The organism is Pantoea sp. X-Soil-ISGK-355, assembly GCF_059730805.1.
This window is the reverse complement of record NZ_AP035971.1, coordinates 2,921,715-2,948,534: the sequence shown is the minus strand read 5'-3', so window position 1 is coordinate 2,948,534 and position 26,820 is coordinate 2,921,715. Positions and strand designations below refer to the sequence as shown.

Here is a 26,820-nt window from a genome sequence, read left to right as displayed (position 1 = left end):
CAGCTGTGGAAAAGAGATCACCATTTCAGTAATGGTCTGCTCATTTCCGGGTCGATCTGAATAACTCAGAACAGGATCAGGCGCTAATTTACGCGTAATCCTGCCTAAATGAAATAGGTCCGTTCTGAGATATTGCTCACAATTTTACGGCACCTGAATGTCCGGGATCGCCGACATGCCGACACGTAACTGAGCCAGATGCTGTTGGTCACTATCCAGCACAATTTTAACCGGCAGACGTTGAACGACTTTAGTGTAGTTGCCGGTGGCGTTATCGGGGGCGATCGCGGAAAAAGTTGCCCCGGTGGCCGGCGCAATGCTGTCCACGTGGCCGGTGAAGGTCTTGCCTGGCAGGGCATCGACACGAATCTGTACCCGCTGACCCGGACGCACATCGCTTAGCTGCGTTTCAAGGTAGTTAGCGGTAATGTAGGTTTGCTGCAGGGGTACTACCGCCAGCAGACGGGTTCCGGCTGACACGTAAGCGCCAGTCCGCACCGAGCGCTGACCCACCATGCCGTCAACGGGCGCCGTAATACGCGTGTAGGAGAGGTTCAGCCTGGCCTGATCGACGCTGGCTTTAGCTGCGGCAACATCCGCTTCCGCTGAACGCACCGCCGCCTGTAGCACGCCCACCTGTTTTACTGCTGACGCCAGCGCGGCCTGACTCTGATGCACGGCTGCCAGTGCTGAACGCTGGTTCGAGCTGGCTTTCTGCTGATCGTCGGCGGCCACAGTGCCGCTTTTATAGAGTCGGTTGTAGCGATCGGCGCTCTGTCCGGCATACTGCGCGGACGCCTGGCTGGCCGCGACGCTGGCTTTCTGCTGATCAATCACCGACTGCTGCTGTTCCAGCTGTGCCTGGCTGCTCAGCAGTTTCGCCTGACTCACCTGCAGGTCAGCCTCGGCACTCTCCAGCGCCACCCGATAGTCACGATCGTCCAGCGTTGCCAGCAACTGGCCGGCTTTGACCTGCTGATTATCCTGCACCTGCACATTGCTGATGTAGCCGGAGACTTTCGGTGCCACCAGGGTGTAGTCCGCATTGACGTAAGCGTCGTTGGTACGGTGATCGTTGCCGCTCATCATTGACCAGACTGCAAAAGCGATGGCCAGTAACACCAGCAGCAGCAGTGTGAGCACCAGAGTTCTTCTCATTTCGAAAGCACGCATATTCAGTTATTCCGGGAAGGGTTTTGAAGCAAAGTTTGAGGCGGCCAGACCCGTTTTGGCAGGATGGCGGTAAGCAGTAACAGGCACGCGGCAAAACCGGTCAGCATCAGCCAGCTGTCGCTCAGACTCAGTACCGTGGCCTGATGCCGGACCAGCGTGGCGAATCCGCTGAGATTTTCGCTGGCGCTGATGCTGCCATCCGGCAACAGCGGCAAGCTGCTGCTGGCCTGACTGGCCGTCGGCGTTGTCATCAGCCAGCTGCGACTGGCGGCCTGATTAATCAGGATACTGGAGTGAAACTGCTCGCGATGGGAGAGGAAAACCTCAACCAGCGTAGAGGCGGCGATGCTGGAGAAGCCGCGCACCGTATTAAACATCGCCGAGGCAAACGGGCCTTCCGGTGGAGCCACCACGCTGGTGGCGCTCATCAGTATCGGCAGAATAATCATCGGTTGTCCGAACGCCTGCAGAATCTGCAGCAGCCAGAAATTCTGGCGCGCCCACTCACTGGTGATCTGTGTGCCCAGCAGACAGGAGGTCACCAGCAGGCCGACGCCCGCCGTCAGCATCCAGCGGCAGTCGATCCAGCGGATATTCAGCAGGGCCGCAATCAGCGGTGCGATCAGCAGTTGCGGCAGGCCCACTGCCAGCGCCAGCGGGGCAAACTCCAGGGTGCGAAAGCCGCTGACCTGCGCAAAATAGGCCGACGGCAGCGCAGAACCAGAAAGCCCAAGGATGAGCACGCAGGCCAGCCCCAGTAAGCCATGCGCCAGATTTGGCCGGCGGAGCATCTGCAATTTAAACAGAGGCAGCGGGTGAAACCACTCATTAATCAGGAAAACCAGCAGCAGCGGCAGCGCGGTTAGTAACATACCGACGATCAGTGGGGAGTTCAGCCAGTCCAGGCGCTCACCCTGGGTCAGCACCAGAACCAGCAGCGAGACTGCACTGCAGCCGGTCACCATGCCGAACAGGTCGATCTGCTGGAAGCGTTCAGGACGCAGCGGGTCCTGCGGTATCCCCCAGCTAATCAGCACCATAGCAATGAGCATTAATGGCACAACCTGCCAGAACACCATCATCCAGCTGACATGATCGGTCCATAACGACGCCAGTGAGGCCGCCATATTGGGGCCAAACGTCGCGGTCAGGGCATAGCCCGCCAGACCAAACAGCTTAAAGGGCGGCGGCAGAAAGCGCAGGGCGACGGTCATCAGCATCGGCGGCAGTGCGCCACCAAACAGGCCCTGCAGCACGCGCAGGCTGATAAACAGCGTTGGGTCAGGCACCAGCGGCAGCAGAATGCCGGTCAGCATAAATCCCGACGAAACGCCAAGGGTGAAACGCCGCAGCGACAGAGTGACGGCAAACCAGGGCGCGATCATCATGGCAGCGACTTCTGCGGCCTGATAACCGGAAATAATCCAGCTACCCTGATCGTAACCGATGCCAATGGCAGCCCGGATATCTGCCAGCGCGATATCACTGACGCGGTCGTTCAGCCCGGAGGTCAGCGCAGCAATGAGCACGCCGACCAGGCCAAACGCCAGTCGAAAAGTAAAAGGATGAGGGGCCGGCGCGGCGGCTGGCTTAGCGTTCATTGCAGGCGATCTCATTATTATGATGCAGTGTACTGCGATGTGATACAGGGCGTAATATTACATCCCGGTATGCTGTATTGCAATGTGGTACAGACTGTAAAAAGTGCGGCATTCGCGCTACAGTAAGGCAGCTCAAACAGGACGACGCTATGGCACATCAACCCTCCAGCCGTGAGGATGAAAAAACGGGCGGCATTCAGGTCATCGCACGTGCGGCAAAAATTCTAAATGCGCTGGGCGAACAGCCGGGCGGCATGAGCCTTGGCGAAATTGCTCAGGCGGTAGAACTCCCCCGTTCAACGGTGCAGCGCATTGTCGCCGCACTTGACAGCGCCGAGCTAGTGCGCAGCAGCGGGGCGGGTGGACTGCGACTGGGTCCGGCACTGTTAAAACTGATCTCCAGCGTCCACACCGACGTGGTCGATCTGGTCAGTCCGCTACTGGAAAAACTCTCTTCCGACACCAATGAGACGGTTTCACTGGCGCGCGCCAGCGGCAGCCAGCTGGCGATTATTCACCACGTGGTGGCGTCGCGGGAGTTGCGGGTGGTTCCGCATATGGGACTCAATCTGCCGCTCTACAGCACCTCCGGTGGACGGGCGCTGCTGGCGCTGGAGTGTGAAAAAGATGTGCGGACGATTGTCGGTGAGGGCTGGCAGGAATTAACCGATATGACGGTGAAAACGCTGCCGCAGTTGCTGCAACTTATCAGGGAAGTGCGCGAAACCGGTATCGCTGTGGATCGCGGTGAAACGCTGGAAGGTATCTCTACCATGGCGTTTGCACTGGATACACTGTTTGGTCGCTTTTCTGTCTCTTTGCTGGTGCCCTCTGCACGTTTTCTGCGTCACGAAGCCCGTTTCCGTGACGAGATGCTGAAGTGCAAAGAGGCTCTGGTGCGTGAAATCGGCAAAGTCGCCGCGATAGAAGGATAAGCATCTGATGAAAACCCTGCTGATGGCTATTGATCACTCTCCGGTCGCGGAGAAAGTGGTTGCCTTAACCATTGAAGAAGCGCTGGCGCATCGCGCCGATGTGGTGGTGCTGTGCTGTGTTGATCCTGCTTACTCCTCCTGCAATCAGCCAATGGAAATCGATGCAGGTGAAGATCCCGCCGATTTTGTGGCGGCGCAGGATGAGCAGAATACGGCGGAAATGGTGGTGCGCCATGCGCTGGCACCGTTATTGCGCGCGGGCATTAATGCGCGTGGCATGATTCTGGCGGGTGACGCAGCAGATACCATCGTTGCCCAGTCGCAACAGCTTAAAGCCAGCATGATTATCATGGGACGTCGCCATCTCTCCTCTTTTAATCGGCTGTTAAAAGGCTCGGTCAGCGCATCAGTTATTGAGCGTGCTCACTGTCCTGTGCTGATCGATGTGCGTAAGGATTAATCGCGCAGCATGAACTCTCTGTTTTTTATTACGCTGGCCGCGTTTACGCTGCTGGCGCTGATTATCATTGTGCTGATCAGAACCACCCGGCTGCGTTTGTGGCAGGGGCTGATCCTCTTTCTGCTGCCACTGATACTGGCAAATCTGCTCTGGTTCAGCTGGGTCGCGCCGCATCAGCAGCAGACTGCTCAGCATGAGCAGGCGGTGAATCAGCTGGCAAAGATGCCGGGCTATCGGGTATTGCAGACGCAGGAACCAGCATTATGGTTGTTGCTGACTCAGGAGCTGACCCGGCGGATCCGTGCGGGCGAGCAGCCTGAAAGGGCGACAGGTGAACTGCGTGGCTGGCTGATTGAGGTGATTAATCAGCGACTGATGCGCGGAACAGATGCGGCGGTCGTTAACTATATCAGCGTCTCGGTAGAAGAAATGCGCGCGTTGAACCAGATCGATCCGGGCCTCTGCTTCCGTTATCTCTATCCGCAGGTCAGTGGTGGCATCAATTTGCAGACCACACTTCCAGCCTCGCTGAATCAGAAAGAGGCCGATGCCATGGAGCTGCTGCTGCTCAATAGTCCGCCACCCGAGCAGCCCCTTGATAAGGCTCAGGCGCAGGATGATCTGCAAAAGATTGTCGGCCGGCTTTATCTGAAGTGGGGCGACAAACTGCAGCAATTGAATATGCCTGCCGACACGGCGGTGGATCGCTCTTCGCTATGTGCCATGTCAATTGACCTCTACAGCGCCGTTCTGGCATTACCTGATAAGCGCGCCGCTAACCTGTTACGTAAAATGGTGGCACTGACCGGCCAGTAAACTCGCGTTTAGCGGGCGAAAAAAAGCCCGCTAAACGCGGGCAGGGAAGAGAGAGGAACAGATTTTTATTTTTGGCATTTCCTGGTGTGGTGCAGTCTTCGTTTGGTCTGAATATATCCTGTCACTTTTGGACTGATAGTAATAGCCGTTTAATCGTATTGAATTAATCGGCTAAAGCTTCTCAATTTTTGATTTTTCGCGCATTAATCCTATGGATGCGTGGCATGCTGCGTCATACACTGCGTGACAACGTGAGGATAACTAAATGAAAAAATTAATTACCGGCGCACTGGCGCTGATTCTGCTGAGTGGATGTACCGCCAGCAAACCCGGGGCATTTGAACGCGTTGATGAAGATCCAGGCTCAAATACCGTGCAGTACCGTTATGACCCGGTAAAGGTCAATCGTGATGCAATGGATATTGATCTGGCGAATTACTGCAGCAATAAAGGCTTTGATAAAGTCGAGGCGTTACCTGCGCAGGAGAGTCATATTCCGGGACTGCAGAAAGCGTGGTTCCAGTGTAATTATGCTGTGAAAAGCTAAATAAAACGGGCGGGATAATTATCCCGCCCTTAAAGTTACTGCTTTTATTTTATGCTGTGTGACATCTTTGCCCGTTAGCGGCGATGGTGACCGCCATGATACCCACCGTGATAACCTCCATAGTAGCCTCCATGATATCCGCCGCCACCCCCGCGATGCCAGCCATTGTCGTGTCTGGGGCTGATGATACAACCACTTAATAAGGTCATCAGCGCAACCACCGAAGCGACTTTAATTAATCTCTTCATCGGAAGCTTCTCCTCTTTTCCAATGACTATGACACTACGCTGGAAAAGTGGAGTGAAGATGCAGGCTTTGTAGAGTTATTTAAGAAGATATGACGGAATATTTCAGATCGCTCTGTTCTTCAGCGGCAGGAAATAAAAAAATCGGAATCAACTGAATAATAAATACTATCAAAGAGAATAGTCTTAAAATCAAGCGAAAATAATTCTCATTTGAAAGTTTTTACCACTACATTATTAGCATGTCATTTCAATGGGAGAGAAACATGGCGCATAGCGTAAAAAATATTCTGGCTTTACAGGCTGAACTGGGCGAATGCCCGCTCTGGTCAGTGGAAGAACAGGTGCTGTACTGTGTCGATATTCTGGCATCCGCCATTCACCGTTTTGATCCGGTCAGCGGTGAACTGCAAACCTTCCCGCAGGCGGAAGAGGTGGGATGCATCGGTCTGCGTGAGCAGGGCGGGCTGATAGCCGCATTGCGCAACGGTGTCTGGCTGCTGGATGCGCAGGGTAAACCCGAGAAAAAGATTGCAGAGAATCCCGGTGTGGCCGCTAAGAGTCGATTTAATGATGGCCGTGTGGATCCGTGGGGTAACTTCTGGTGCGGCAGCCTGTGGGAACCGCAGGATAAAAATGGCGGGCTGCTGTGCCGCGTGACGCCTGACCTGAAACTGGAGGTCAAAGCGCGTGATATTAAAATTTCCAATGGGCTGGCCTTCTCTCCCGACCGGCGCTGGATGTATCACAGTGACACGCCGAATGAATCGCTCTATCGCTATCCATTAAACGCGCAGGGCGAACCGGGCGAACGCACCCTGTTCCGCCGTTTCGACGCGAAAGGTGGATTACCGGATGGTGCCGCGGTGGATAGCGAAGGTTTCTACTGGTCAGCACAGTTTGATGGCGGACGCGTGGTGCGTATCGATCCGCAGAGCAGTGACATTGTCGATGAGATTCTGCTGCCGGTGAAGTGGCCAACCATGGTGGCCTTTGGCGGGGCCGATCTTAAAACGCTGTTTATTACCAGTTCACGTGAAGATCGCACCAAAGAGGAACTGGCGCGCTATCCGCAGTCCGGCGATATCTTTGCCGTGGACGTCGCGGTGGCAGGAATAGCAGAGCCGCGATTCCGCGGCTAAACGTTAACGGGCCGCGTAATGGCGGCCCGTGGTCGTTGCCCGTGATTAGTGACGTTGCAACACAGGTTCTGTTGTGACGGGACTTTGCGGCAGGCGAATGGTAAGCGACAGAAACAGGGAGATGACCAGTAGCGTCATAATCAGGCTAAAGGTAACGGTGAAACCACCAAACAGCGAGGCGACCAGCGATCCCAGCACGCTTCCGATACCAAAGCCCAGGTAGAGCAGGCCATAGTTTTTTGTCAGGTTGTTGAGTCCAAAGAAGTCACTGACCAGCGACGGGAACACCGTAATGGTCCCGCCAAAGCTGAAGGCCACACAGGCGAGTGACAGGAAGAAGGTGACCTCATTCATCCGGGTGAACAGCAGCACACTCATACCAATCAGCGACACAATTTGCGCCAGCGAAATGACCCGGATGCGCAGCATTTTGTCAGAGAGCACACCCAGCACCAGACGGCCACTCAGGTTGGCAATCGCAATCACCGTTACCGCGCTGGCAGCAGTCTGCGTGGAGAGATGCACCAGACCTTCGCCGATATCTTTGGCAACCCCTATCACATAGAGTCCACTCATACAGGCGGTCAGGAACATCAGCGCCAGCATCCAGTACTGCGGCAGACGCACTGACTGGGCCAGCGTGTAATCCCGCGCATGTTGCTGACCTTTAGCGGTGGTTCCGGTCTGTTGCAGTGGCGCTTCACGCATCAGCAGCGCACCGAGAATAATCATCGACATGGCCAGCACGCCCCAGATCATAAAGGTTTGCTCCAGACCGACCGTCGCCAGCAGTGTTCCGCAGATAAACTTGAATCCCAGACTGCCAAGGCCGTAAGCGCCAATTGCACAGGCCGAGATCATCCCCTTACGCTCCGGGAACCATTTCACACAGTTTGAGAGCGTCATCAGATAACCGGCGCCATCGGCCAGACCAACCAACAGTCCGGCACTGAAGTAGAGCATCATCAGGTTATTAGCCTGCGCGGTGAGCCAGAAGCCCAGCGCCATCAGTACACCCGCGCCAATAGTGACGCGGCGTACGCCAAAACGTTCCTGTAATTTTCCGGCCAGTGAAGAGGCGATAGCCAGACCCAGGCTCAGCAGGCCAAAGGAAAATGCGACCTGACTGATCGGTGCATCCAGCTTCTGTGACAGCTGGCCGTTAAACAAACTCCATGTATAAACTGACCCCAGCGCAAACTGAGTAATAACCGTTCCGAACAATGTAAGCCAGCGGGAACGCTGGTAAGACGCCTGTTGAGTCTGGTTCATAATTTATCTCTCCCGTCCGGGAATCTGGAAACTGCGGTCAGAATAAAACAGTGATTCGCGCGCGTGAGCAGCAAAGGTATGAACGGAACGTATCAGGGAATGAAATGCCATTCAGGCGGTATGAATGACATCAAAAGGGGGCGCGACACTGCGTCACTAGTAAGCAAAGTGGCATGTTAATGATTAAGCGTAATTAGCCGTAAGATAATGTTTCAGATAGCTCTTTCTGTGAGCAGGTTTACAGATTATTTGCCATGCTTACAGTTCACTTAACAGGAGGAAATATGAAAGACCGGACATATGAATCCAGTACCAGTGAGGATGACGTTTGCTGCATCATCGGTCAGGCGGTGATTGAACTCAGTACAGAACAACAGCCTGTGACCAAATCGACGCTGGCATTAAAACTGCTGTCGATGGCCGATCGTGATAGTGACGATGAGCGTGTTCTGCTTTACTGGATTGCGCGTAAAGCGATCAATCAACCACAGAAACTTCTTCAGCAGCAGTGGGCGTAATGCCCATCCGGACGCGGGTCTGAGCCCGCTCCGTGTCAGGTAGTGACCCGGCAATGGCTTGCCGGCCAGCGGGCAAACATCACGATATTGCCCAGCAGAATCATGACAAGGCCAGGGATGGCGCTGACATGCCACTCATACCCCTCAAAGCGCGTAGAGAGTGCCAGCGCAACCAGCGGAAACAGGACCGTTGTATAGGCAGCCCGACTGGCGCCGATGCGTCCCGCCAGTGTGAAGTAAGCGCCGAAACCCATCACCGATCCCACGATAGCCAGATAGAGCAATGCCCCAAACCACTGTGTATTCCATGTCGGCTGCAGTGAAACACCCTGCAGCAGCGAGACCAGTGCCATGATCAGCGCACCGTATAACATGCCGTAACTGTTAGTTGTCAGCACGTCACGTTGCAGACGCTGATGCCGCTGACTGATCATATTGCCGAATGAAAATCCCAGTGTGCCCAGCGCACTTAACCCAATGCCCCACATCAGCCCGGCAGAGGCCTGCGTGCTGCGCAGATCGTGCCAGAACAACGCCACAATGCCTGCCATGCCCAGCACGATGGCCGGAATCAGACGTGCGGAAGGACGCTGACGGAAAAATATCCAGCTGTTAATGGCGTTATACATCACGGCCATCGAGAAAATGACCGACTCCAGTCCGCTGCTGATATAGCCGGAAGCGTAATAAAAGCAGACAAAGTTGAAGCCAAAGACGCTGCAGCCCTGGAGCATGCAGAAGAGATGATCGCGCAGCGTCAGCCTGTGCAGACGCTTTATCAGCTTAAGCAGCAATAACATGACCAGCGAGGCCAGCAAAAAACGCCAGAAGACAGCGACAGTTACGGCCCCTATGCCTGCAGACTGTTGCGCATAAATCGCAATCCAGGTCGTGCCCCAGATCAGCACGACTGAGAGATACAAAAACAGGTTCATTGCCAGATTCTCCACCCTAAAACGCCGAGTCTGCACCCGCAACGCTCCCTGGTCTTGCAGCGGATTGCGCAAGGTTTGCAAAATCTTGCGCATTTTTGCCGCCCGTCCCGATATGGCCTGTTTTCTGTCCCCTGCAATCCGTAAACTGGCCTTCTGTTTATCTGAACTGATGCTCCGATGCGTACCTATCAAACCTTTGAAATGCTGCAACGCCACAAAGCACAACTGCGTGATCAGGTGCAGCTTCACAGCGGCATTCAGCTGGCAGCCTGGTTCAATAGTGGCGATCGCGTGACAAACTTCAGCGATCATCACACGCTGAGCCTTTACGTAGCGGGCGGCTACGATACCTGGCATAAAACCCCGCATGGCTGGCGTAACGGTGGCGCACCGGACCGCTTCTGTCTGATGCCGGCTGGCACGGAATCGACCTGGGATCTGCGTGCGGATCTCGCCTTTGTTCATCTCTATTGCAGCGAGAACCAGCTGCGGCAACTGGCCGAAAGGGTCTGGGACCGTAATCCGGCGCAGTTAAACCTGCATGAGAAAATCTTTTCTGTTGATGACCGCATTACCCAGCTCTATCGACACTTTCTGCTGAGCAGCGACTGGCAACAGCCCGCCAGCCAGCTGACGCTGAGCAGCGCATCAACACTCCTGCTGACCCATCTGCTGCAGCACTACAGTGAAGTTAAATGGCGACTGCCCCAGGTGCGGGGTGGACTCGCTCCAGTGGTATTACGGCGGGTTCTGGAATTTATTGAAACCCATCTCGATCAGCCTTTAACCCTGGCGGTGCTGGCGCAGGAAGCGGCATTGAGTGAGTTTCACTTTGCCCGCATGTTTCGTCATACCACTAGCGAGGCACCACACCAGTTCGTGATGCGCCGTCGTATGGATCGTGCAAGGATGTTGCTTGAGCGGCCCGAGCTGACGCTGACCGATATTGCCCTTCAGTGTGGTTACCACTCTTCAGCCCACTTCAGCCACCGTTTCCGGCAGGTTTATGGCATGACGCCCTCGGCGTGTCGTCGGGAAAGTCGATGAACTTCTTAGCGGTAACAGAAATATTAGCAGCGCATAATAGCGCCACAAATCATTAACATTTCTTACTATAAAAACTAACCTTTTTGGGTGGGTTCCCGTTTTCACTTTCTGCCGTGATCCTGTAAAAAAAGCATTAACCGCACTTTTTAGCTATGGGTCATTTTTCTGCTTAATCCCGCAATGAACTACTTACTGAAACATTTTTTATTCCCAGCTATCATGCGCCTCACAAGCAGAAACTTAAGAAAAATCTTATGTATCAAATCAGTATAAGATTTTTGCTGGCAACTTTATCCTGTTACATATGGTTACATATTATCATTTCCTTTGGCTGACCCACTATTTCTAAACTCGCGCCATGAGTGTTTATCTGAAAAATGAATTTCGGATTTACGCTCTTTCATCACGTCATATCGCCAGTAAATGGAATGTACTCGCTTCTGACTGCAGGTTCTGCTTTTCACTGAATGTTTAATGGCAGGAATGTTTTATGGCAGGGTAAGCCGTTCTTAATATTTGACACTGGCTGTGGCGGTTTCTATCACTCCATAGAACAGGGACAGCCATGTCTAACTCTTCCTTTCAGTCAGAAATCCCTAAAGCACGTATTAATCTCAAACTCGATTTGCATACGGGTGGCGCGAGCAAGAAAACCGAGCTCCCCCTGAAATTGCTGGTGGCGGGTGACTTCAGTAATGGTCAGGAGTCTGCACCACTCTCTGAGCGCAAAAAAGTTAGCCTGAACAAAAATAACTTCGACTCAGTACTTTCCGAATATTCCCCAAAAGTCAATCTGACCGTTAAAAACACGCTTTCCGGTGACGGTAGCGAAGACAACATCAGCCTGACCTTCAAGAGCATGAAAGATTTCACCCCGGAGCAGGTTTCCCGACAAATCCCTCAGCTGAAGGCGATGCTTTCCATGCGCAACCTGCTGCACGATTTAAAGGCAAACCTGCTGGACAATCAGGCTTTCCGAAAGGAGCTGGAAAAAATTCTGCTCGACCCGGCGTTAAGCGCAGAACTCAGAGCCGAACTTTCAGCCCTGGCACCTAAGCAGCCATAACGGTCACGATGATTTAACGGATTTAAAAGGAAGATGCTGATGTCTGTAAAAAATGAGAATGCCGCAGGTAGCGAGAGTGTGGTGCTGGAACGTCCTGCTGCGGGCGGGGTTTATGCCTCTCTGTTTGAAAAAATCAACCTGAATCCGGTCTCTGAGCTGAGTGCGCTGGATATCTGGCAGGACGCGCAGGCGATGTCGGATGCGACCGCGGATGAACGATTAACGGCCGGGATGCAGGTGTTCCTGGAGTGCCTGACAAAATCAGGCTCAAAGGTTGAAAAACTCGACAAAAACCTGATTGACCACCATATCGCGGAGCTGGACTACCAGATTAGCCGTCAGCTGGATGCGGTAATGCATAGCGAAGAATTCCAGGCGGTGGAGAGCCTGTGGCGCGGCGTGAAATCTCTGGTCGACAAAACCGATTTCCGTCAGAACGTGAAGGTTGAGTTGCTGGATATGTCGAAAGAAGATCTGCGTCAGGACTTCGAAGACAGCCCGGAAATCATTCAGAGTGGACTGTATAAACACACATATATCGATGAGTATGACACACCGGGTGGAGAGCCGATCGCTGCGCTGATTTCCGCTTACGAATTTGATGCGTCTGCGCAGGATGTCGCGCTCCTGCGCAACATCTCTAAAGTGTCTGCTGCAGCACATATGCCGTTTATCGGCTCTGCCGGCCCGAAATTTTTCCTCAAGGATTCGATGGAGGAAGTGGCGGCCATCAAGGACATTGGTAACTACTTCGACCGTGCGGAGTACATTAAGTGGAAATCCTTCCGTGAGACGGACGATGCCCGCTATATCGGCCTGGTGATGCCGCGCGTGCTGGGTCGCCTGCCGTATGGTCCGGATACCGTGCCCGTACGCAGCTTTAACTACGTGGAAGAAGTGAAAGGCCCGGATCACGATAAATACCTGTGGACTAACGCATCCTTCGCCTTTGCATCCAACATGGTTCGCAGCTTCATCAACAACGGCTGGTGTGTACAAATTCGTGGCCCGCAGGCCGGTGGTGCCGTGCAGGACCTGCCTATTCATCTGTACGATCTGGGTACCGGCAATCAGGTGAAGATCCCGTCAGAAGTGATGATCCCGGAAACCCGTGAATTTGAGTTTGCGAACCTGGGCTTTATTCCATTAAGTTACTATAAAAACAGAGATTATTCCTGCTTCTTCAGCGCTAACTCCACCCAGAAGCCAGCCCTGTATGACACAGCGGATGCCACGGCCAACAGCCGTATCAATGCGCGTCTGCCGTATATTTTCCTGCTGTCGCGTATTGCACACTACCTGAAGTTGATTCAGCGTGAAAATATCGGCACAACCAAAGACCGTCGTCTGCTGGAGCTTGAGCTCAACACCTGGGTGCGCAGTCTGGTGACCGAAATGACCGACCCGGGCGACGAGCTACAGGCCTCTCACCCGCTGCGTGACGCGAAAGTTGTGGTGGAAGATATCGAGGATAATCCGGGTTTCTTCCGCGTGAAGCTGTACGCCGTGCCACACTTCCAGGTGGAAGGGATGGACGTCAACCTGTCGCTGGTTTCCCAGATGCCGAAGGCGAAATCATAAGCTAAGGCAGGAAGCCAATGAAAACGGAACAACCGTTATGGGGCAGGGGCGTTATGGTCTCTCCCCAGCACTTCCAGCAACAGGCCGCTTATGCGGCCTGGTCTGCGGAATGCATCGCCCGACTGGGCCTCTCCCATCCCTGGGGGATGATTGATGCCACTTTCGAACCGGATGCACTGAAGCTGGGCCGCCTGCAGCCCAGCCATCTGCACATCCGTTTCCCCGATGGCACGCTTATCGACACGGATAATGCCGACTCCCTGCCGCCGGTGCTGGCGCTTGAAGGCGGATCACAGGAAGTGGTGGTGGTTCTGGCGCTTCCGCTGCTGCGGGCGAATGGCGGCAACTGCCTTAAACCCGATGAGATGGCCGAGCGCCCTGTGCGTTTTCGCCAGCGCTGGCGGGATGTCCGCAACACCTTTGGGGACGATACCCGTCAGATTGCGGTGATGCAGCCAGAGCTGACGCTGCGTTTCGCCCATCAGAACAATAGTGATTATCTGACCTGTCCGGTTGCCCGTCTGCAGCAGGATTCACAGGGGAGCTGGGCACTCGATGAAACCTTTCTTCCGCCACTGCTGGCTCTGCAGGGTAGCCGCTGGCTGGTGACCCAGCTGGAACAGCTGATGACGCAACTGCGTGCCCGTCTGAGCCGCCTGATGGACATGCGACGCGAAAGCAACGAGCGCATGGCCAATTTTGCCGTGGCGGATGTGTCTCTGTTCTGGTTGCTCAATGCCCTGAACAGCGCAGAGCCCGTGCTCGGACAGTTTCAGCGTCACCCGCAAAGTCCACCGGAACGTCTGTACCCGGAGCTGGCACGCCTTGCGGGCAGCCTGCTGACCTTCTCGCTGGAACACCAGGTGAGTGCCATACCGGTCTGGCAGCATGAGCAGCTGAACAGCGTCTTCCCGCCACTCTTTGACCTGCTGGGCGACCTGCTGGAAGCCAGCCTGCCGTCGCGGGTGGTGGCGATTGACCTTGACCATGATGCCCGGCTTCACTTCTGGCAGGCGCGTCTGCATGACCCACGTCTTCGGGAAGGGGCGGATTACTACCTCTCCGTACGATCACCGATGCCGGTGGCACAGCTGCAGGAACAGTTCCCGCGCCAGTGCAAGGTCGGCAGTCCGGATCATGTCAGGAGTATCGTCAATTCTTCACGGGTGGGTGTGCCGCTGACGCCACTGCGTCATGTGCCGGCCGCCATTCCACTGCGTCTGGAAAATCAGTATTTCAGCCTCGATGTCTCTCATCCTCTGGCCACCGAAATGCTCCAAGGGGGGACCTGTATGTTTTACGTTCCGGGCATGCTCGGCGAGCCTGAACTTGAACTCTTTGCGGTGCTGAGAACATGAGTGAGCGCAAACGCGGCCCGGCCGCGTCCATTGATATTGATGCCCTGCTGCAGGACACCTGGCTGCAGGTAATCAGCCTGCGTCACGGTCCGAAGTTTCAGGATGGAGAAGGGCGCACGTTGTGGGAGCGCTGCATTGCTGATGTTGAGCGTGTGCAGCGTGAGCTCAAAGCGAGCGAACTCGATGAAGCCAGCTGTCAGCATATTCTCACAGCACAGTGTGCGCTGCTTGATGAAGCCGTCAAAGGTCGCGGTGTGGAGGATGATGCCTGCGTGCAGTGGTATGACATTCCCCTGCAGGGACACTTCCTCGGCACCATGGATGCCGGTGATACGCTGTGCGATCGGATGCGCGATGTGCTGCGTGAACCGGCGCCTGATCATGCTGTCGTGACCTGCTTCCAGCGGGTCATGATGCTGGGGTTCCTCGGCAGTTTCCGCTCGCTGAACGATCCGGAGCGCCAGAAACTCGTCAACGCGCTCAGTGAACATGTCACGCCGTTCAGTTATCCACAAACCCATCCTGTCCTGGCGCAAAGTCGTACCGGGCGTGGAATGGGCGGCTGGCTGGCGTCATGGCCCGTGCGAATTGGCCTGAGCGTGGTGGTGGTTGCTGCGCTGTGGTGGGGACTGAGCCACTGGCTGGATCAGACACTGCTGGCCTTGCTGCCGGGAGCCGTCAAATGAGTCCTGCACAACAGCGCGGGCTTGCGCTGTGGGCCGCCCTGCTGAGTGCAGTGATCTGCCTGGGCTTCCTGCCGGTATCCCGACTGGTTTCTGTGCTTGTTCTGTTGGCGATGCTGGGGCTTATCCTGGCTTTCTTGTATGTCGCCAGTCGTCGTGCGGAGCATGACGTCACCCTGCGTCTGGATGACCTCCCGGAAGCCACTTACCGTCAGCCCGTGGTGCTGGTCTGTGGCGATCTGCCGCTGGCATGTATGCAGCAGTCACCGGTGCTTAAGGTCACGCAGGGGTGCTGGATCCGTGTGGAGGATCATCAGGATCTGGAGCAGGTAGCCCGCCAGGTACTGTGGTTAAGACCTGACTGGGGTCGCCAGCTGTCGGTGATGGTCAGCGTCTGTCCGCAAAAACACGCCGACAGCGAAGCTCTGACCAGCCGCCTGCTGGCTCTGCGCTGGCAAATCAGCCAGTTGCGTAAAGAAACCGGGCATTCCGTGCCGCTGGTTCTGAATGGCCAGGTTGGCAGCGCGATGACGAATGATCTGCTCTGGCAGGCGGCTATCCCGGGGGAAGGGGTGAGGGTCTGGCGTGAATCTTCAGCGCCGGGTTCAATCGCTGCATGGGTTACCACCGGTGGGTCGCCTGCGATGCAGCAACAGGTGCTGATGAACAGTCTGATGAACTGGTTCCATCAGCACGTCAAAGCAGTCTTTATGGATGAGAATCCTGATGTTCCAGTCATTAAACCTGTAGCGGTGCTGTGGGGTATGGGACCGATCCTTGCCGGAAGTCTGGCCACATCAGCCTGGACTGCATGGCTTTCCCGTCACACTGCGATGCAGCAGGTGGCGGGCTGGCAGCCGGTTGGAACGGACAGTACGGTTATCTCCCCCTTCCCGGATTTTATCCTGCCGCTGCTGCCCGAAGGGCGAGGCCTGACGCCACGTGGGCGAACCTTCCGTTGTGCGCTCGGGATTTTCACGCTGGCGGCGATTGCTGCGCTGCTCAGCAGTGGCTGGAACAATCACCAGTTGCTGCAGCGTGTGAGCTTCGATATTGCCCGCTATGACCGTATCCCGATGCATGATTTCGGACCCAAAGCCGATGCTGTTGCTGTCCTGCGTGACGATGCGGCAGAGCTTGATGGCTGGGCGCGCAATGGCGTACCGGCGCGTATGGGCCTTGGTCTGTATCAGGGGGAGCGTCTGCGAATGCCTGTGCTGGATGCTATTCGCTCTTATGAACCACCGCCTCCACCGCCTGAGCCGCAGCCGAAATCTGTGCCGAAAATTGTTCGCCTCGACAGCATGTCGCTGTTCGATTCGGGCAAATTTGACCTCAAATCCGGCTCCACCAAACTGCTGGTCAACTCCCTGGTCGGTATCAAAGCGAAGCCGGGCTGGCTGATTGTGGTCGCCGGGCATACCGATAACACCGGCAATCCAAAACTTAACCAGACGCTTTCACTCAAGCGTGCCGAAGCAGTGCGCAACTGGATGCGTGATACCGGTGATGTACCGGAAAGCTGTTTTGCGGTGCAGGGCTATGGCGAGAGCCGTCCGATCGCAACCAATGACACCCCGGATGGGCGCGCGCTCAACCGCCGTGTCGAAATCAGTCTGGTACCGCAGGCCAATGCCTGTCAGTTACCGGGCCACACCCAGGCGTCATCGCAGGATGATGGCGCATCACAATCAAATGGAGAGTAACTCTCATGGCAATTCCTGTTTATCTTTGGCTGAAAGACGACGGCGGCGCGGACATTAAAGGTTCTGTGGACGTTCAGGATCGTGAAGGCAGCATCGAAGTTGTCGCTCAGGAGCATAACCTGTACATCCCGACCGACAACAACACCGGCAAGCTGACCGGTACCCGTATCCACACCCCGTTCCTGTTCACCAAGGAAATCGACTCGTCCAGCCCGTACCTGTACAAGGCTGTGACCACCGGTCAGACCCTCAAGTCTGCGGAATTCAAGTGGTACAAAATCAACGACGCGGGCCAGGAAGTGGAGTACTTCAACACCAAACTGGAAAACGTGAAAGTGGTGAAAGTGAATCCTGAAATGTATGACATCAAGGATCCTTCTAAAGAGAAGCATAACCACCTTGAGCGCATTGAACTGCGTTACGAAAAAATCACCTGGACCTACAAAGACGGCAACATCATTCATTCCGATTCCTGGAACGAACGCGCCACCGCGTAAGCCCGATGCGGACGGGGTTTCCTGTCCGCAGTTTTTTGCTGAGTGCCTGTGTGAAACGGGCTTTCAGCAAAGAAAACCACAAACTGCCAGCCTGACCGTATGCGCTTTGGTCCCCTTCACGGGAAACAGCGATGGGCGGTAGCGTGTCCAGGAACCGACAAAGAGAGAGATTCATGGAAAATCCAGCCATCCTGTTGCGACGTCTGAACCCTTACTGTGCCCGTGCGATGGAAGGGGCGGCTTCGCTCTGCCAGACCCGTGCCCATGCGGAAATTTTGCCGGAGCACTGGCTGCTGAAGCTGCTCGAGCAGGGGGAAGGTGACCTGACCGTACTGGCACGCCGCTACGAGTGGGATATGGATGCACTGTGGCAGGATTTGCTCGGCTGGCTGGATAATCAACCGCGTTCGGTACGCCGCCGCCCGCAGCTGTCCGCAGATATTCAGAAACTGATGCAGGAAGCCTGGATGCAGGCCTCACTAGCCGGAGAGGAAAGTATCCGTAGTGTACACCTGCTGATGGCGCTGACGGAAAATCCACGACTTGCTCACTGCGACGGTCTGTGGCCACTGCTGACGCTCGGGATGAGCCAGCTCTCCCGCCTGCGTCCGCTGCTGGATGCACAATCTGATGAACGCCCGGAGCTGCAGTTTGAGGCTGAACTGGCCCAGGAGCATGGCAGTGACGTGGAGTTTGTGGGCCGCCCGGTCGGTGCAGAGCTGAAAGAAGGCGAACTAAACCCGGCGCTGCAGAACGCGCTGGATAAATTCACCCTCGATGTTACCGCCAAAGCGAAAGAGGGCAAAATCGACCCGGTATTCGGGCGCGACACTGAGATCCGCCAGATGGTCGATATTCTCTCACGCCGCCGTAAAAATAACCCGATTCTGGTCGGCGAACCGGGTGTCGGCAAAACCGCACTGGTTGAAGGTCTGGCGTTGCGTATCGCCGAGGGCAACGTCCCGGAATCGCTCAAGCCGGTCATCCTGCGTACCCTTGACCTCGGCCTGTTGCAGGCTGGCGCAGGTGTGAAAGGCGAGTTCGAACAGCGCCTGAAAAACGTTATCGATGCCGTGCAGCAGTCACCGGTACCGATTTTGCTGTTTATCGACGAAGCCCACACCATTATCGGTGCAGGTAACCAGGCAGGTGGCGCGGATGCGGCCAATCTGCTGAAACCGGCACTGGCGCGCGGCGAACTGCGTACTATCGCCGCGACCACCTGGAGTGAGTACAAACAGTACTTCGAGCGCGATGCCGCGCTGGAACGTCGCTTCCAGATGGTGAAGGTCGACGAGCCGGACGACGACACCGCGTGTCTGATGCTGCGTGGCCTCAAATCCCGCTATGCCGAACACCACAACGTACATATCACCGATGATGCGGTACGTGCTGCCGTCACGCTGTCCCGCCGCTATCTGACCGGACGCCAGCTGCCGGACAAGGCCGTTGACCTGCTTGACACCGCCGCCGCGCGCGTGCGTATGAGTCTCGATACCGTGCCGGAACAAATTGTGCGTCTGAAAGCACAGCTGACCGCGCTGGAACTCGAAGAGCAGGCGCTGCTGGAAGATATCGCCGCCGGCAGCAACCGCCATGGTGACCGCCTGGGTGCCATCGAGCAGCAGCGGGCTGAACTGGATGCGCGTATTGAAGAGCAGGAAGTGCGTTTCAGCACTGAAAAGGCGCTGGCGCAGCAGCTGATGGCCAGCCGACAGGACATCAGCCAGCAGGCTGAGATTTCCGACCTGCAGCAGCAGCTCGAACAGGCACAACAGGGCGACGTGCTGGTTCAGGTGGATGTGGACACCCGCACTGTCGCTAACGTGATTGCCGACTGGACCGGCGTGCCGCTCTCTTCCCTGATGAAAGATGAGCAGACTGAGCTGCTGACCCTGGAAAATGAAATCGGCCAGCGTGTCGTCGGTCAGGATATTTCTCTTGAGGCCATCGCCCAGCGCCTGCGCGCGGCGAAGACCGGGCTGACGTCAGAGAATGGCCCACAGGGCGTGTTCCTGCTGGTCGGCCCGAGTGGCGTCGGTAAGACTGAAACCGCACTGGCGCTGGCAGACGTGCTGTACGGCGGTGAAAAATCACTGATTACCATCAACCTGTCCGAGTACCAGGAGCCGCACACCGTTTCCCAGTTAAAAGGTTCGCCTCCGGGTTACGTCGGCTACGGTCAGGGCGGCATTCTCACCGAAGCCGTGCGCAAGCGTCCGTACAGCGTGGTGCTGCTGGATGAAGTGGAGAAAGCTCACCGCGACGTCATGAACCTGTTCTATCAGGTCTTCGACCGCGGCTTTATGCGCGACGGCGAAGGGCGTGAAATCGACTTCCGTAACACCGTTATCCTGATGACCTCCAACCTCGGCAGCGATCATCTGATGCAGCTGCTGGACGAACAGCCGGAAGCGACTGAAGCGGATATGCACGAGCTGTTGCGCCCGATTTTACGCGACCACTTCCAGCCGGCACTGCTGGCCCGTTTCCAGACCGTGATTTACCGCCCGCTGGCGGAAGCGGCGATGCGTACTATCGTGGAAATGAAGCTGTCGCAGGTCAGCAAGCGCTTACATCGTCACTACGGCCTGACCACACAGATTGATGAGAGCCTGTATGACGTACTCACTGCCGCCTGCCTGCTGCCGGACACCGGCGCACGCAACGTCGACAGTCTGCTCAATCAACAAATTCTGCCGGTGCTGAGTCAACAGCTGCTGACCCACATGGCTGCGAAACAGAAACCACAGTCGCTATGCCTTAGCTGGAGTGAGGAAGAGGGTATCGGGCTGGAGTTTGACCGTACACAAGGAGTGCACGCATGAGCAACAATCCCCCGATCAGATTCAGCCACAACCATCACCATTTGGCAGTGAAGGGATGTGACGCAGAGCTCGATGTACTGGCGTTTGAAGGCGATGAGGCATTAAGTAAACCGTTCAGCTACCGTATTGAATTCACCAGCCCTGACCATGCCATCAGCAAAGAAATGATGCTGATGAAAGCAGCCTCCCTGACGCTGCAGGCCTCGGTTGACCAGGGTTACGGTATCAAAATGCAGCAGGCCGTGCGAACTCTTCAGGGAGTGGTGAGCGGCTTTGAACGTCTCAACACCTCAAAAGATGAAACCCATTATGCCCTGACGCTGCAGCCACGCCTGGCGCTGCTCGATCGTTCGCACCAGAACGCCATTTATCAGGACATGTCGGTCCCACAAATCGTGGAAAAAATTCTGCGCGAGCGTCACAACATGCGCGGTCAGGATTTTCTGTTCTCACTCTCAAAAGAGTACCCGCGTCGTGAACAGGTGATGCAGTACGGCGAGAATGACCTGTACTTTATTACCCGCCTGCTGGGTGAGGTGGGTATCTGGTTCCGCTTTACCACAGATACGCGCCTGAACATCGACGTCGTGGAGTTTTATGACGGTCAGCAGGGTTATGAAAAGGGCCTGACGCTGCCATCTGTTCCGCCATCAGGACAACATTCGGAAGGGATAGACTCGGTCTGGGGCATGGAGAGCCATCACAGCGTGGTGCAAAAGCAGGTCAGCACCCATGATTACAACTATCGCCAGGCCACTGAGGACATGAACACGCAGGTCGATGCGACCCGCGGGGATACCACCACCTGTGGGGAGGCTTACCACTGGGGAGATAACTACCTGACGGCGGGGAATCCCCATGACCGCAATCCGGCCCCGGAGTCCGGGGCCTTTTTTGCCCGCATTCGTCATGAGCGTTATCTGAATGGCCAGACGCAGACGCATGCCATCACCAGCTGCCCGACCCTCTCTCCGGGTCAGGTGCTGAAAGTCGCCGGCGGGTACGAAGTGGCAGACGTGTTTGCTCAGGGCGTGGTCGTCACGGCGATGCACAGCCATGCGCGCCGTGATGAAGACTTTGGCGTCAACTTCGACGGCATCCCGGACAGCACTGATTTTAGTTTCCGCCCTGAGCCTGGGTCACGCCCCGTGATGGCTGGCACCTTGCCTGCCCGCGTCACCAGCACCACTGAGAACGACACCTACGGCCACATCGATAAAGACGGCCGCTATCGCGTCAACATGCTGTTTGACCGTGATAACTGGGAAACCGGGTTCGAGAGCCTGTGGGTGCGCCAGTCTCGCCCGTATGCCGGCGACACCTACGGTCTGCACCTGCCGCTGCTGGCGGGCACTGAAGTGGCGATTGGTTTTGAGGACGGCAACCCGGACAGAGCTTATATCTCCGGAGTCCTGCACGATTCAGCCCACGGTGACCATGTCACTATCCGAAACTACAAACGTAACGTCCTGCGCACCCCGGCGAACAACAAAATCCGCCTCGATGACAGCCGCGACCAGGAGCATATCAAGGTCTCCACGGAGTACGGCGGCAAGAGTCAGCTGAATCTCGGACATTTAGTGGATGCGGAGAAGCAGAAGCGCGGTGAGGGTTTTGAGCTCAGAACCGACAGCTGGGGAGCCATCCGGGCACAGAAAGGGATGTTCATCAGCGCTGATGGCCAGACGAAAGCACAGGGTCAGGTGCTGGAGATGCAGCCAGCGGTCAGCAATCTGGGTAATGCCCGGGAGCAGATGACGTCTATCTCCGATGATGCGCAGAAGGCAACCGCGAACCCGGCCGATCTCCAGGCGCAAATCAAACTGCTGGAACAGCAGCTGACAGACCTCAAAAAATCAGTGCTGCTGCTCAGTGCACCGGATGGAATGGCGCTGACCAGCGGACAACATCTGCAGGTATCCGCCGGGCAGAACCTGATAGCTACGGCCGGTAAAAATGCCGACGTCAGCGTGGTGAAAAATCTGTTCGTCGGGGTAGGTAATGCCCTGAGCGTGTTTGTTCGTAAGCTGGGGATCAAGCTCATCGCGAACCAGGGGCCGGTGAAAATACAGGCGCAGAATGACCTGATGGATCTGATCGCCCGCGGCGAACTAAATCTCACCAGCACCGAAGATGAAATCCATATAACAGCGAAGAAAAAAGTTACGATTAACGGGGGCGGAAGTTATATCACGCTTGATGCCAATGGTATTGAGTCTGCCACTCAGGGGGAGTATCGGACCAAAGCCGGGCATTACGGGCGAAAAGATAAAGCCAATGAGCCAAAAGACTTCCCGAATGTGGCACCTGAAACGACCGAACCTTCCAGTAACTTCAGTTTTTCCTGACAAGGAGTCAACACATGATTATCAGTCCTCCGTTTCTGAGAAATAAAGATGCCACTCAGTCTGACGCAGACTGGATTGAAGCGATGATGCCTGTCAATGCTCGCCGGGGATATCCTCTCAATGCATCAGAGTCCTGGCATGGGGGCATCCATATATCACATACAGATGCAGGCATAACACCGGAGAAAGTGAGGGCAATCGCTGACGGGACCGTGGTGTCATTCCGCAAGCCATCTCCGCCAGAAAAAAGAGACCAGTTCCCACTAAAGTATGCACCTGTAAGGGGTACGGATGATGGTTATGTTTTATTGAAACATGAGACTGAAATAGGTTCCGGAGAGGACGGTAAGGTCGTTTTTTACTCTCTTTATATGCATCTGAAGTTTCTGGAAGCTGAGATAAAAGCTGACGCCAAAATTTACCGGAAAGACCCACTTGGTTCTTCCGGAATGACTGACGGCCAGAATGAATTTCACTTCCAGGTTTTCTGCGATGATGACAACATCAGTAAACTGACGGGACGAAAAACGAAGGAACTGGATATTTCGAAAGATGGTCGTACTGATGCTGTTTACGGTGATATCCATTTTTATCTGCCAGCAGGAACAAAGTTTTACGATAAAGCGCCAACGAACAACAGTACCTCCACAACAGGTATTTCTGAACGCTATACAAGTAATGCGCCTCTGTATGTCAGCATGACCCTGGAAAAAGGCCACTGCACGATGGTGACCCGGCAAAGAAGTGCGCAAATTGATGGGAAGTATGATCTGCTGGGAGAGCCGCTGGTTAACGCAGATGGTGAAGATTATGAATATAATCTTTATAAAACCGCTATGCGAAATTATGAGCAGAGCCCCAGTGCCGGATTTGAGTTGCTTCGTTTTGGCCGGGTTATCAACACGGACAATGAAACCCTGGTTCCGGCTGACGCACCATTATGGATGACAGTCAGGTATCCAGGTGGAACAGGGGTGGTAAATCTTGCCGCTCCCGATATCAAAAAGTTTAGCGATGCAGATTTCCCCCACTGGACAGGATGGTTGTTGGTTGATGATGACAACGATACACACAGTCAGTGTAATTCGGCGATCATAAGAAAGTTGCAGGAAGAAGGCAGTTACGAAACTCAAAGCAACAGGCTTATCTGCTGTTTACCATTCGAGTGGGAAAAAAGCACAATAGATGCCAGATATAAATGGTTGATGACCGGTCTGCCCTGGGAGCAGTGTACGCCGGAAAAAACGGCCGTATGGCAGGTTCCCGGATCGCAGGAATCAAATGAACGTACGCTAATGAGTGAGGAAGACTATGGCAAATTCAAGCAACACGCAGAAGCGCTGTGTTTTGATTCTGGAGATCTCGGTAGCGGGAATTTGTGGCATATAGAACCAAGAGTATTTATTTATCACTTTCGTAAGTGTAATTGGCTCAGTCGAGAAGAATTTAAACAAGTTATACCACGTAATATAATAAGGCCCTCGGGTTCTCGCTATAGTTGGGAACCAGTCACGTTTCATGAAAATGATACATCTGTCTTCTCAAAACATTATCCAATGCTGAATAAGATGTTTAGGAAGTATTGCATTAACACACCTTCCAGATTGGTGAGTTTTTTAGGGAATTCGGTACAGGAAACCAAATGGCTGAATGTGACTAGAGAAGATTATCGATATTCCGCTACAGACGAACATGGACATAGATACCATTATAATATTTGGTATTTCCCGTGGTACGGCAGGGGATTCCTGCAGTTAACTAACCCTGATAATTTCTATAAATATTTTACATATCGTGGTAGGTCATTTAATAATGATGTACGAGACGAATTGGTCAGTGACTACAGAAGGGTCCAAGGTGACCGTGCTCTCAGGGAACGGGAAAAAAGATTAGATAACAGGATTCTATATGACGGACAACATCCTGGACTTGAGCAAGAAGTGGTGTCTTGGCGTGAAGATGTCGATGTTGGACTTTTCGACCCCTCCGATAGCGCAGGGTTTTATTGGTCATTAACCGGCATGGCAAAATATGCCGATGAAGTTCATGAACTACAGAGACAGGCAGTGACAGCAGGGCATGGTATTAAGATCTATTACCGTAGCCCAGCATTCTGGCGGGCGAGTGCAACTGTGAATTTGCCAGGAGCTATCAGTAGACGAAATTATCAAGGGATAAATGGATTTATAGAGCGTTGCTGCGCATATACTTGTGCCTTGGCTGTGTTGACTGAAATTAAATTCCCAGATGAAAACAATGCGTTCACTTTAGATAAGCCTGAAGGCATTGTGTTAAGGAGATAAGAGATGAGAACAAAATATTTTGCTTTGTTCATATTTTCAATTTGTAAGTTCACCTTTGCAGATATCAATCCTGAAATAAATATGCCCGCTGATTTTAATGGTGATAACTTTATAGCAAGGGAAATTAATGATAATTCATCTATTTCTTACAATACTGCAGAGTCTAGCGGTTGCAGTATTATAAAATTTAAAGAGTATAGAGCATCACCTAAAAATAAAGTAAGTGCTGAGGTAAATAACCCCACTAACACATTCCCTGTCAATACCTGGGTCTGTTTATCGTCCGATACTGTGTACAGTAATGGGTATGACAGAAGTATGAATGAAAAAATTGTTTATTCGAGAAGCAAATCTTTATGGGTCAAAGCAAACAATAAAAAATCTGAAATTATTCCTTCAGATCAAGATGGACCTTACAAGTCGCTGAAGTTATATAATATCAAAGCAAAAAATGCTGAGGGATATGTTGTATTTGATGAGAATATTACAAAAGATGATAAAGAAACCTATAAGAATGCAAAAGAGCTGGTTAGTTTTTGCTTAGTTCAAGATTCTACCTATAGTGCACTTTGCGGTTCAGGTGGCCTTGCCTCAGATAGTAGTCAAATCCCTTACATATTAAAGACTTTTGAAAGTATGGAAATAGGTTTGGATAATAAAGCAAATGAAAAAATGTTGAATGGCAGTAACAAATCAAAGGTCAATTAGGGGGGGTATTATTGCTACAGTTATTTGATGGGTTAATAAATGAATTTGATTATTTCAACAATTGCCGGTTTTTTTATTTCATTTAATGCATATGCTTCAGGAGTTACATTAAATGGTACTGACTCAATAACCGTTGACATTAACAATCATACAAAGACTCTTAAGTTTGATACCGTTATCAATGGCTATAATGTTAAATGTAGCGGTGATAAAATAATTCTCTGGGGTAAGCCGAAAATAATTAATGAGGGCAATCCTCAGGATACAAATGTCATACTTGTAGATTTGGAGCACAGATATAAAAAAATTGAAAAGAGTGTGAGTGAAGGTGTTTTTAGCATTGATTTTATAAAAGGAAAGGATCTCGCTTATATCGGAACCAATCAGGGGGTGTTTTTAAATCTTGCAAATGGAAATTTGAAGCCAGTTGGGTCAGAATTTGATCCTACGGATGATAATAACTTTGAAACGTGCAAGAAAAATAGCTCGTGGGAATTTAATAGATATCCTTAAGCCACAGCCCGTCTAAGCCCTGCTGGATAATTACTCAAAATCCCTAATGATACTATCATGAAATATATTTTTTTCTTCCTGTGCATTTTTACAAAGATTGCAATTGGATGTGATAATTGCATTTTAGATGTTAATAATGGAAAAAAACTTTCTGCAGAGATTTTGCTGGTTGATAATGATTCGTTGTTAGTATCCGTTTTAGATGCAGATAAACAGGTTAATATAGAAAGAATTGATGTTTCATCTGATAAAAAAAACCACATATCATTTGAAGATTACAACCATGATGGTTATAGGGATTTTAGTATTTGGCACATGGATGAGGGTATGGGCATTTATAAAATATATAGGTTATTTATCTTTTTCCCTGGTGATAAACAATTCAAAGAGATAAAGCCATCATGCGGGGATGAGTTTGTCAATATCAGAGTTGAGAGGGATACTTTGGTTAATGTTATTTATGACGGCAATACCTACAAATCATGCTATATTCGACTCAAAACGCTTGAGGAAATTAAATATTAGTATAGATGGCTGA

At 53.3% G+C, this 26,820-nt stretch carries 23 protein-coding genes; 19 read left to right on the top strand and 4 right to left on the bottom strand.

Annotated elements, in window-relative coordinates:
* Nucleotides 1-144: 144 nt before the first annotated feature.
* Complete coding sequence (locus AC6I8J_RS13465; RefSeq protein ID WP_497825473.1) at nt 145-1,173, bottom strand: HlyD family secretion protein; 1,029 nt, start codon at nt 1,171-1,173, stop codon at nt 145-147.
* Nucleotides 1,174-1,175: 2 nt separating this feature from the next.
* Nucleotides 1,176-2,774: an MFS transporter gene (locus AC6I8J_RS13460; protein ID WP_253419572.1), complete on the bottom strand. Its 1,599-nt coding sequence runs from the start codon at nt 2,772-2,774 to the stop codon at nt 1,176-1,178.
* 149 nt (nt 2,775-2,923) lie between these two features.
* On the opposite strand from AC6I8J_RS13460, the gene AC6I8J_RS13455 reads away from it, so the two are divergent.
* From AC6I8J_RS13455 to AC6I8J_RS13435, 5 genes are all read left to right on the top strand, one after another.
* Entirely contained in the window at nt 2,924-3,709 is a 786-nt protein-coding gene (locus tag AC6I8J_RS13455; protein WP_222925166.1) for an IclR family transcriptional regulator, read from the top strand.
* Between the two features lie 7 nt (nt 3,710-3,716).
* Complete coding sequence (locus tag AC6I8J_RS13450; RefSeq protein ID WP_013358635.1) at nt 3,717-4,169, top strand: universal stress protein; 453 nt, start codon at nt 3,717-3,719, stop codon at nt 4,167-4,169.
* 9 nt (nt 4,170-4,178) lie between these two features.
* Nucleotides 4,179-4,985, top strand: coding sequence for a hypothetical protein (locus tag AC6I8J_RS13445; RefSeq protein WP_161735063.1), 807 nt, complete (start codon nt 4,179-4,181; stop codon nt 4,983-4,985).
* Nucleotides 4,986-5,250: 265 nt separating this feature from the next.
* Entirely contained in the window at nt 5,251-5,532 is a 282-nt protein-coding gene (locus AC6I8J_RS13440; protein WP_222925167.1) for a putative periplasmic lipoprotein, read from the top strand.
* Nucleotides 5,533-6,043: 511 nt separating this feature from the next.
* Nucleotides 6,044-6,919: an SMP-30/gluconolactonase/LRE family protein gene (locus AC6I8J_RS13435; protein ID WP_161735057.1), complete on the top strand. Its 876-nt coding sequence runs from the start codon at nt 6,044-6,046 to the stop codon at nt 6,917-6,919.
* 45 nt (nt 6,920-6,964) lie between these two features.
* On the opposite strand, the gene AC6I8J_RS13430 is transcribed toward AC6I8J_RS13435, so the two are convergent.
* Nucleotides 6,965-8,191, bottom strand: coding sequence for an L-lactate MFS transporter (locus AC6I8J_RS13430; RefSeq protein ID WP_253419569.1), 1,227 nt, complete (start codon nt 8,189-8,191; stop codon nt 6,965-6,967).
* A gap of 284 nt (nt 8,192-8,475) precedes the next feature.
* On the opposite strand from AC6I8J_RS13430, the gene AC6I8J_RS13425 reads away from it, so the two are divergent.
* A complete protein-coding gene (locus AC6I8J_RS13425) occupies nt 8,476-8,709 on the top strand; it encodes a hypothetical protein (protein WP_090958994.1) in 234 nt (77 codons plus the stop codon).
* A gap of 35 nt (nt 8,710-8,744) precedes the next feature.
* Here the strand turns inward: AC6I8J_RS13425 and AC6I8J_RS13420 are convergent, their stop codons facing one another.
* Entirely contained in the window at nt 8,745-9,644 is a 900-nt protein-coding gene (locus tag AC6I8J_RS13420; protein WP_222925170.1) for a DMT family transporter, read from the bottom strand.
* 177 nt (nt 9,645-9,821) lie between these two features.
* Between AC6I8J_RS13420 and AC6I8J_RS13415 the strand changes: the two genes are divergently transcribed.
* The 13 genes from AC6I8J_RS13415 (at nt 9,822) to AC6I8J_RS13355 (ending at nt 26,807) form a co-directional block, all read left to right on the top strand.
* Nucleotides 9,822-10,691, top strand: a complete 870-nt coding sequence (locus AC6I8J_RS13415) for an AraC family transcriptional regulator (RefSeq protein ID WP_497825472.1) — start codon at nt 9,822-9,824, stop codon at nt 10,689-10,691.
* 565 nt (nt 10,692-11,256) lie between these two features.
* Nucleotides 11,257-11,757, top strand: coding sequence for a type VI secretion system contractile sheath small subunit (gene tssB / locus AC6I8J_RS13410; protein ID WP_497825471.1), 501 nt, complete (start codon nt 11,257-11,259; stop codon nt 11,755-11,757).
* A 33-nt stretch (nt 11,758-11,790) separates the two neighbouring features.
* Nucleotides 11,791-13,338 (top strand): type VI secretion system contractile sheath large subunit, encoded by a 1,548-nt coding sequence (gene tssC, locus AC6I8J_RS13405; RefSeq protein ID WP_480343101.1) that lies wholly within the window; start codon nt 11,791-11,793, stop codon nt 13,336-13,338.
* Nucleotides 13,339-13,355: 17 nt separating this feature from the next.
* Nucleotides 13,356-14,696 (top strand): type VI secretion system baseplate subunit TssK, encoded by a 1,341-nt coding sequence (gene tssK, locus AC6I8J_RS13400; RefSeq protein ID WP_497825470.1) that lies wholly within the window; start codon nt 13,356-13,358, stop codon nt 14,694-14,696.
* Nucleotides 14,693-15,382: a type VI secretion system protein TssL, short form gene (gene tssL / locus AC6I8J_RS13395; RefSeq protein ID WP_497825469.1), complete on the top strand. Its 690-nt coding sequence runs from the start codon at nt 14,693-14,695 to the stop codon at nt 15,380-15,382. Before tssK ends, tssL begins: the two co-directional genes overlap by 4 nt.
* Nucleotides 15,379-17,085 (top strand): OmpA family protein, encoded by a 1,707-nt coding sequence (locus tag AC6I8J_RS13390; RefSeq protein ID WP_497825468.1) that lies wholly within the window; start codon nt 15,379-15,381, stop codon nt 17,083-17,085. Before tssL ends, AC6I8J_RS13390 begins: the two co-directional genes overlap by 4 nt.
* A gap of 5 nt (nt 17,086-17,090) precedes the next feature.
* On the top strand, nt 17,091-17,582 hold the full coding sequence (gene hcp, locus AC6I8J_RS13385) for a type VI secretion system effector Hcp (protein WP_024558534.1): 492 nt from the start codon (nt 17,091-17,093) through the stop codon (nt 17,580-17,582).
* 173 nt (nt 17,583-17,755) lie between these two features.
* The gene (gene tssH, locus AC6I8J_RS13380) at nt 17,756-20,410 is read left to right on the top strand and encodes a type VI secretion system ATPase TssH (RefSeq protein WP_497825467.1); all 2,655 of its coding nucleotides are present in this window, start codon (nt 17,756-17,758) and stop codon (nt 20,408-20,410) included.
* The gene (locus tag AC6I8J_RS13375; protein ID WP_497825466.1) at nt 20,407-22,758 is read left to right on the top strand and encodes a type VI secretion system Vgr family protein; all 2,352 of its coding nucleotides are present in this window, start codon (nt 20,407-20,409) and stop codon (nt 22,756-22,758) included. Before tssH ends, AC6I8J_RS13375 begins: the two co-directional genes overlap by 4 nt.
* A 14-nt stretch (nt 22,759-22,772) precedes the next feature.
* Nucleotides 22,773-25,061, top strand: a complete 2,289-nt coding sequence (locus AC6I8J_RS13370; RefSeq protein ID WP_497825465.1) for a M23 family metallopeptidase — start codon at nt 22,773-22,775, stop codon at nt 25,059-25,061.
* Between the two features lie 3 nt (nt 25,062-25,064).
* Entirely contained in the window at nt 25,065-25,769 is a 705-nt protein-coding gene (locus AC6I8J_RS13365) for a hypothetical protein (RefSeq protein ID WP_497825464.1), read from the top strand.
* Nucleotides 25,770-25,808: 39 nt separating this feature from the next.
* Nucleotides 25,809-26,282 (top strand): hypothetical protein, encoded by a 474-nt coding sequence (locus AC6I8J_RS13360; protein WP_497825463.1) that lies wholly within the window; start codon nt 25,809-25,811, stop codon nt 26,280-26,282.
* A 57-nt stretch (nt 26,283-26,339) separates the two neighbouring features.
* On the top strand, nt 26,340-26,807 hold the full coding sequence (locus tag AC6I8J_RS13355; protein WP_497825462.1) for a hypothetical protein: 468 nt from the start codon (nt 26,340-26,342) through the stop codon (nt 26,805-26,807).
* Nucleotides 26,808-26,820: the final 13 nt, after the last annotated feature.